This window comes from Rhodovulum steppense (assembly GCF_004339675.1).
In the GTDB taxonomy this organism is placed as follows: domain Bacteria; phylum Pseudomonadota; class Alphaproteobacteria; order Rhodobacterales; family Rhodobacteraceae; genus Rhodovulum; species Rhodovulum steppense.
The window spans coordinates 99,846-107,164 of the sequence record NZ_SLVM01000011.1; the positions used below are offsets into that span (position 1 = coordinate 99,846).

The following is a 7,319-nucleotide window of genomic DNA, read 5'->3' on the forward strand; positions in this document are numbered from 1 at the left end:
GCAGGGGGCGGCGTTTCCGGATCCGGGACATCCCGATGCCGAGGAGCGCCATGACCCCGCACAGCTCGCCCCTGCTCCAGTTCACGCCGAAACTCGTCTCGGTCCTGGCCGAGGGCTACGGGCTGCGCCAGTTCCGCGCCGACCTGGTCGCGGGGCTGACCGTGGCGGTGGTGGCGCTGCCGCTGTCGCTGGCCATCGCGATCGCCTCTGGTGTGCCGCCCGATCGCGGGCTGGTCACGGCCATCGTGGGCGGCTTCCTCGTCTCCTTCCTCGGCGGCAGCCGCTACCAGATCGGCGGCCCGGCGGGCGCCTTCATCGTGCTGGTGCTGGCGACCGTGCAGCGCCACGGGCTGGACGGGCTGATGCTGGCCACCTTCCTGTCGGGGCTGATGCTGACCGCGCTGGGCGCGTTCCGGCTGGGCGGCTTCGTCAAGTTCATCCCCTATCCGGTGACGGTGGGATTCACCGCCGGCATCGGCCTGATCATCCTGGCCAGCCAGATGCGCCCCTTTCTGGGGCTCACGCTCGACGGCCCGGAACCCGGCCCCTTCCTCGAAAAGCTGCCCGTCCTGTGGGCGGCGATGCCGACGCTGAGTCCCCTGAACCTGCTGCTGGGCATCGGCACCTTCGCCTTCATCCTGGTGCAGCGCCGCCATGCGCCGCGCTTTCCGGGCATGCTGGCGGCGATCGCGCTGGCGGGGCTGACGGTCTGGCTGCTGAAACTCGACGTGCCGACCATCGGCTCGGCCTTCGGCGGCATCGCGCAAAGCCTGCCCGCCCCCGCGCTGCCCGCGTTCACATGGGACAAGGTGCTGGCCGTTCTGCCCGACGCGCTGGCCTTCACGCTGCTGGGCGCGATCGAGTCGCTGCTGTCCGCGGTGGTGGCGGATTCGATGACCGGGCGACGGCATCGCTCGAACGTGGAACTGATCGGGCAGGGCATCGCCAACATGGGCGCGGCCTGTTTCGGCGGGTTCTGCGTCACCGGCACCATCGCGCGCACCGCGACCAATGTGCGCGCGGGGGCGCATGGCCCCGTCGCGGGCATGATCCACGCGCTTGCGCTGCTGGCCGTGGTGCTGCTGCTGGCCCCGCTGGCCAGTGCCATCCCCATCGCGGCGCTTGCGGGCGTGCTGATCTCGGTCTCGCTGCACATGGTCGACGTCAAGGCCATCGTGACGCTGGCCCGCACCTCGCGCGCCGAGGCGGTGGTGCTGCTGGCAACCCTGGTGACCACCGTGCTGCGCGACCTGACCGAGGCGATCATCCTTGGCCTTGCGCTGGGTGCGCTGGTCTTCCTGCACCGCATGGCGCAGATGAGCGGGGTCGACGCCACCATGGACGAGACCGACACCGAATCCCGCCCCGAGGATCGCGGCGAAACCCGCCAGACGGTCGTGCTGCGCCTTACGGGGGCCTATTTCTTCGGCTCGGCCCCGGTGATCGAAAGCGTGCTGGACCGGATCGTGGCGCGGCCCCGCCACCTGATCCTCGACCTTGCCGATGTGCCGGTGCTCGACATGACCGGCGCGCATTCGCTGTCGGGCTTCATCCGGAAGGCGCTCGATCAGGGGATGGCGGTGACGCTCGCCGGGCCGCATCCCCAGCATATGGACCTGCTGCGCGCCGCGGGCCTGCCCCGGGACGCCGCCACCGCCCCCGACACAAGGTCCGCGCGTGCCCGGATCCCCGACTGATCCGGGGCTGTCCCCTGCTTCTTCTTGGCCCAAATACCCCGGGGGGAGTCCGCAAGGACGGGGGGCAGCGCCCCCCTGCGCCGGTGCCGCTTCAGACCGCGGCCTTGCGGCTTTGCTCGATATAGATCTCGCGCAGCCGCCGCGCCACCGGGCCCGGCTTGCCGTCCCCCAGCGCCACGCCGTCGACCGACACCACCGGCATCACGAAGGTCGAGGCAGAGGTGATGAACGCCTCGTCCGCGGCCTGTGCCTCGTCGATGGTAAAGGGGCGTTCCTCGACCTGCATCTGCGCCTCGCGGGCAAAGGCCAGAACGGCGGCGCGGGTGATCCCGTGCAGGATCTCGTTGCCCAGCTGGCGGGTGACGATCCGGCCATCCTTGACGATATAGGCGTTGTTGCTGGTCCCTTCGGTCACGAAACCGTCCTCGACCATCCAGGCATCGTCCGCGCCCGCGCGCCTGGCCATCATCTTGCCCATCGAGGGATAGAGCAGTTGCACGGTCTTGATGTCGCGCCGGCCCCAGCGGATATCGGGGATCGAGATCACCTTGAGCCCGGTCTGCGCCGCGGGGCTGTCGACCAGCCCCTTGGACTGGGTGAACAGCACCACGGTCTGCGGCGTCTCGGCCGGATCGGGAAAGACGAAATCGCGGTCTTCGGGTGCGCCACGGGTGATCTGAAGATAGACCATGCCTTCGGTCACGTTGTTGCGCGCCACCAGTTCGCGATGGATCGCCAGCAACTCGCCCGATGTCAGCGGCGAGGGCATGTCCAACTCGGCCAGCGAGCGGTCCAGCCGCGCGGCATGGCCGGGGAAATCGACCAGCTTGCCGTCGATGACGCTGGTCACCTCGTAGACCCCGTCGGCGAACAGGAAGCCGCGGTCGAAGACCGAGACCCTGGCCTGATCCTCGGGCAGATACTCGCCATTGACATAGACGATCCGGCTCATCGCTCTGGTCCTTTCGCTCTTGCGGCCCGGCGTCAGCCCCACAGGAACGCATCGGGCGGATGCACGCCCTTCGCGTCGTAGCGCAGCGCATTGGGGCGGTCTTCGGCCAGAAGCAGCGGGCCGTCAAGATCCGTCACCGCCGCGCCCTGGGCCAGCACCACGGCGGGCGCCATGGCAAGGCTGGTGCCGACCATGCAGCCCACCATGATCCCGAATCCCTCGGCGCGGGCGGCCTTTTTCAGGGCCAGCGCCTCGGTCAGCCCGCCGGTCTTGTCGAGCTTGATATTGACCATGTCGTACTTGCCCTTGAGCCCCGGCAGCGAGGCGCGGTCATGGCAGCTTTCATCGGCGCAGACGGGCAGCGGGCGGGCGATCTCGGCCAGCATGTCGTCGGCCCCCGCGGGCAGGGGCTGTTCCACCATCTCGACCCCCAGCCGCACCAGATGCGGCGCAAGCTCGGCATAGATCTCGGGCGTCCAGCCCTCGTTCGCATCGACGATGATCCGCGATCTGGGCGCACCGGCGCGCACTGCCTCGATCCGGGCCATGTCGTCCTCGGTGCCCAGCTTGACCTTCAGAAGCGGGCGATGGGCGTTCTGCTCGGCCGCCGCGCGCATGGTCTCGGACGTGCCCAGCGACAGGGTGTAGGCCGTGATGACGGGCTTGGGCGCGGGCAGGCCCGCCAGTTGCCACACCCGCCGGTCGGCCCGCTTGGCCGCCAGATCCCACAGCGCGCAATCGACGGCATTGCGGGCAGCCCCCGGCGGCAACAGGTCCTGCAAGGCCGCGCGGTCGAACCGTTCTGGTAATCCGGCGATCTGGGCGGCGACGCTGTCGGGCGATTCGCCATAGCGGGCATAGGGCACGCATTCGCCCCAGACCATCGCGCCATTGGCGGCGATCCGCACGGTCAGCACCTCGGCCGCGGTCCGGCTGCCGCGCGAGATGGCGAAGGGTTCTTTCAGGGCGAAGCTTTCGGGTGTGACGACGATCTGCATGGCCGCAGCCTACAGCGCCGCCAGCGCGTCCACCAGACGCCCCGCGCCCTGCCGGAACGGATCGACCGTGGGCAGCCCCATCCGCCGCTCGACACTTTCCAGATGCGCCAGCGCCTCGTCCTCGCCCATGGCGGCGGTGTTGATCGAGATGCCGACGACCTGGGCCGCGGGGTTGACCATCCGGGCCATGGCCAGCGACAGGTCGCGCAGCGCCTCCAGCTTGGGCAGGGCAAAGTGCGGCAGCCCGCGCATATGGGCGCGCGTGGGCTCATGGCTCAGGATCAGCGCATCGGGTTGCCCGCCATGGATCAGCGCCAGCGTGACCCCGGAATAGGAGGGGTGGAACAGGCTGCCCTGACCCTCGATCAGATCCCAATGGTCGGGGTCGTTGTCGGGGGTCAGCCATTCCACGGCACCCGCCATGAAATCGGCCACCACCGCATCCAGCGGCACGCCGTCCCCGGTAATCAGGATGCCGGTCTGCCCGGTCGGGCGGAACGTGGCCTTCATCCCGCGCGCCTGCATCTCGCGATCCATGGCAAGCGCGGTATACATCTTGCCGACCGAACAATCGGTGCCGACCGCCAGACAGCGCCGACCCGACCGGCGCAGCCCGTTGGCGATGGGATAGGCGACCGGGGGCACCCGCACGTCATGCAAGTGCCGCCCGCAGGCGGCGGCGACCGCGGCCAGATCGGGTTCGTCGCGCAGCAGGTTGTGCAGGCCGCTGGCCAGATCGAAGCCTTCTTCCAGCGCGGCCACCAGTACCTTTTTCCAGGCCGGGCTGATGACCCCGCCGCGGTTCGCGACGCCCACCACCAGCGTCTTCGCGCCCGCCGCGCGCGCCTCGGTCAGCGTCATGTCGGGCAGGCGCAGGTCGGCCTTGCAGCCCTCCATCCGGAATTGCGCGACGGCGTTGCCGGGCCGCCAGTCGCGGATGCCCTGCGCGACCTTGGCGGCCAGCGGATCGGGCGCATCGCCCAGGAACAGCAGATAGGGGGTCTGGATCATCGCGGGGCTCCCTTGCGTTTGTCGGCCAGAGCCTAGCAAGGCGCGCAGGGATGTCCTGCCGATCTGTGCCGGGAATGCGCCCGCGGCATGAAGGATCGTGTTCAAAACGACCAGATTACGCAAGAAACGTCGTGCAATCGCAGAAATACGCGAACCTTCCCCCGTTCCGGTGGTCCCATCCGCAGAATCGCGGGTGCCGACGCTGCGGCGCGGCGAAACCGCTTGCCCAGCCGGGCGCAATTTTCTATCCCCGAACCCGAACGACCGGACAGATCCTTTCAAGGAGACCCGACCATGAGCTTCCGCATCCAGCCCACCCCCGTCGCGCGCCCGAACCGCTGCCAGCTTTTCGGCCCCGGCTCGCGGCCCCAGCTGTTCGAGAAGATGGCGGCCAGCGCCGCGGATGTGATCAACCTCGATCTGGAGGATTCGGTCGCCCCCGACGACAAGGCGCAGGCCCGCAAGAACGTGATCCAGGCCATCGGCGATATCGACTGGGGCAACAAGACGCTGAGCGTGCGGATCAACGGGCTCGATTCGGGCTACTGGTATCGCGATGTGGTCGACCTGCTGGAACAGGCCTCCGACCGGCTGGATCTCATCATGATCCCCAAGGCGGGCTGCGCGGCCGATATCTATGCCGTCGATGCGCTGGTCACCTCGGTCGAGCGGGCGATGGGCCGCACCAAGCCGCTGGGCTTCGAGGTCATCATCGAATCGGCCGCCGGGATTTCCCATGTCGAGGAAATCGCCGCCGCCAGCCCCCGGCTTCAGGCGATGTCGCTGGGCGCCGCCGATTTCGCCGCCTCGATGGGGATGCAGACCACCGGCATCGGCGGCACGCAGGAAAACTACTACATGCACCATGCGGGGGCGAAATACTGGTCCGATCCCTGGCACTGGGCGCAGGCCAGCATCGTCGCCGCCTGCCGCACCCATGGCGTGCTGCCGGTCGACGGGCCGTTCGGCGATTTCTCGGATGACGAGGGGTTCTATGCCCAGGCGCGGCGCTCGGCCACGCTGGGCATGGTCGGCAAATGGGCGATCCATCCCAAGCAGGTGGCGCTGGCCAACGAGGTGTTCACGCCGTCCGAGGCGGCCGTGACCGAGGCGCGCGAGATCCTGGCCGCGATGGAAAAGGCCAAGGCCGAAGGCGCGGGCGCGACCGTCTACAAGGGCCGCCTGGTCGATATCGCCTCGATCAAGCAGGCCGAGGTGATCGTCAAGCAGGCCGAGATGATCGCCGGAACGTAACGCCGCGCGAACGCCGGGACCACGAGACGGGGCCGCAAGGCCCCGTTTTCCTGTCCGCCCGGCCCCGGCGGAACGCCGTCCGGCCCGCGCGGGGCAGGGGCCGACAGCCTCCCTTTTGCCGCCCGCATGGCCCGCCCCCCGTGCGCCCGCCGCCCGTTCTGCTATGGTCGCGCCGATCCGCGACACCAGACAGGGAGAGACCAATGGCCGATCATGCCGACATCCGGACCACCGCAGGGCGCGGGCGGCTGTTCGACAGCGTGCTCGACACGATCGGGGACACGCCCGCGATCCGCATCAACAATCTGGGTCCGAAGGACGTGACGATCTACGTCAAGGCCGAGGCGTTCAACCCCGGCGCCTCGGTCAAGGACCGGCTGGCGGTGAACATCATCGAGGCGGCGGAACGCTCGGGCGCGCTGAAACCCGGCCAGACCGTGGTCGAGGCGACCAGCGGAAATACCGGCATCGGGCTGGCCATGGTCTGCGCGGCCAAGGGCTATCCGCTGGTCATCACCATGGCCGAAAGCTTTTCGGTCGAACGCCGCCGGCTGATGCGGATGCTGGGCGCCAAGGTGGTGCTGACGCCCCGGGCCGACAAGGCGATGGGCATGGTCCGCAAGGCGCAGGAACTGGCCGCGGCGAATGGCTGGTTCCTGGCCCACCAGTTCGAGACCGGGGCCAATGCCGATATCCACGAGGCGACGACCGCGCGCGAGATCCTGGCCGATTTCGCCGGGCAGCGGCTGGATTACGTCGTCACGGGCTATGGCACGGGCGGCACGGTGACGGGGCTGGGCCGGGTGCTGCGCCGCGAACGGCCCGAGACCCGGATCATCCTGAGCGAGCCCGCCAATGCCGGGCTGATCGGCTCGGGGCAGGGGCAGGCGCGCAACGCGGAAGGCGAGCCCGAGGCCAGCCACCCCGCCTTCGAGCCGCATCCGATCCAGGGCTGGACGCCCGATTTCATCCCGCTGGTGCTGCAGGAGGCGATCGACAAGGGGTTCTACGACGAGCTGGTGCCGGTGACCGGGCCGGACGCCATCCGCCGGGCGCAGGATCTGGCGCGCAAGGAGGGCATCCTGACCGGCATCTCGGGCGGGGCGAGCTTCGCGGTCGCCCTGCAGGTGGCCGAGCGTGCGGAGCCGGGCTCGGTGATCCTGGCGATGCTGCCCGATACCGGCGAGCGTTACCTGTCGACGCCGCTGTTCGAGACCATCCCCGAGGACATGGACGAGGAGGAACGCGCGATTTCCGCCTCGACGCCGGGCTACCGGCTGGGCTGAGGCGTTCCGGTTTCGGCTTGCTTGCGCAAGCCGACCCGGGGGGGGGGGGGGGGGGGGGGGGGGGGGCGGCCGCGCCCCCCCCCCCCCCCCCCCCCCCCCCGCCGGGGGGGGGGGGGGCGGG

At 69.5% G+C, this 7,319-nt stretch carries 6 protein-coding genes; 3 read left to right on the forward strand and 3 right to left on the reverse strand.

Going from position 1 to position 7,319, the window contains the following annotated elements; translation table 11 throughout:
• Window positions 1-50 precede the first annotated feature (50 nt).
• Window positions 51-1,697: a SulP family inorganic anion transporter gene (locus tag EV216_RS09305; RefSeq protein ID WP_243642031.1), complete on the forward strand. Its 1,647-nt coding sequence runs from the start codon at window positions 51-53 to the stop codon at window positions 1,695-1,697.
• Between the two features lie 91 nt (window positions 1,698-1,788).
• Here the strand turns inward: EV216_RS09305 and EV216_RS09310 are convergent, their stop codons facing one another.
• From EV216_RS09310 to dgcN, 3 genes are read right to left on the reverse strand one after another with little or no spacing between them, the layout of a single operon-like run.
• Window positions 1,789-2,649, reverse strand: coding sequence for a D-amino-acid transaminase (locus tag EV216_RS09310; protein ID WP_132694865.1), 861 nt, complete (start codon window positions 2,647-2,649; stop codon window positions 1,789-1,791).
• A 32-nt stretch (window positions 2,650-2,681) separates the two neighbouring features.
• Window positions 2,682-3,647: an N-acetyl-D-Glu racemase DgcA gene (gene dgcA, locus EV216_RS09315; protein WP_132694866.1), complete on the reverse strand. Its 966-nt coding sequence runs from the start codon at window positions 3,645-3,647 to the stop codon at window positions 2,682-2,684.
• A gap of 9 nt (window positions 3,648-3,656) precedes the next feature.
• Window positions 3,657-4,658 (reverse strand): N-acetyltransferase DgcN, encoded by a 1,002-nt coding sequence (dgcN, locus tag EV216_RS09320; protein WP_132694867.1) that lies wholly within the window; start codon window positions 4,656-4,658, stop codon window positions 3,657-3,659.
• Between the two features lie 294 nt (window positions 4,659-4,952).
• Between dgcN and EV216_RS09325 the strand changes: the two genes are divergently transcribed.
• Both EV216_RS09325 and cysK read left to right on the forward strand, forming a co-directional pair.
• Window positions 4,953-5,912: an L-malyl-CoA/beta-methylmalyl-CoA lyase gene (locus tag EV216_RS09325; protein ID WP_132694869.1), complete on the forward strand. Its 960-nt coding sequence runs from the start codon at window positions 4,953-4,955 to the stop codon at window positions 5,910-5,912.
• Window positions 5,913-6,115: 203 nt separating this feature from the next.
• Window positions 6,116-7,198: a cysteine synthase A gene (cysK, locus tag EV216_RS09330; protein WP_132694871.1), complete on the forward strand. Its 1,083-nt coding sequence runs from the start codon at window positions 6,116-6,118 to the stop codon at window positions 7,196-7,198.
• Window positions 7,199-7,319 lie beyond the last annotated feature (121 nt).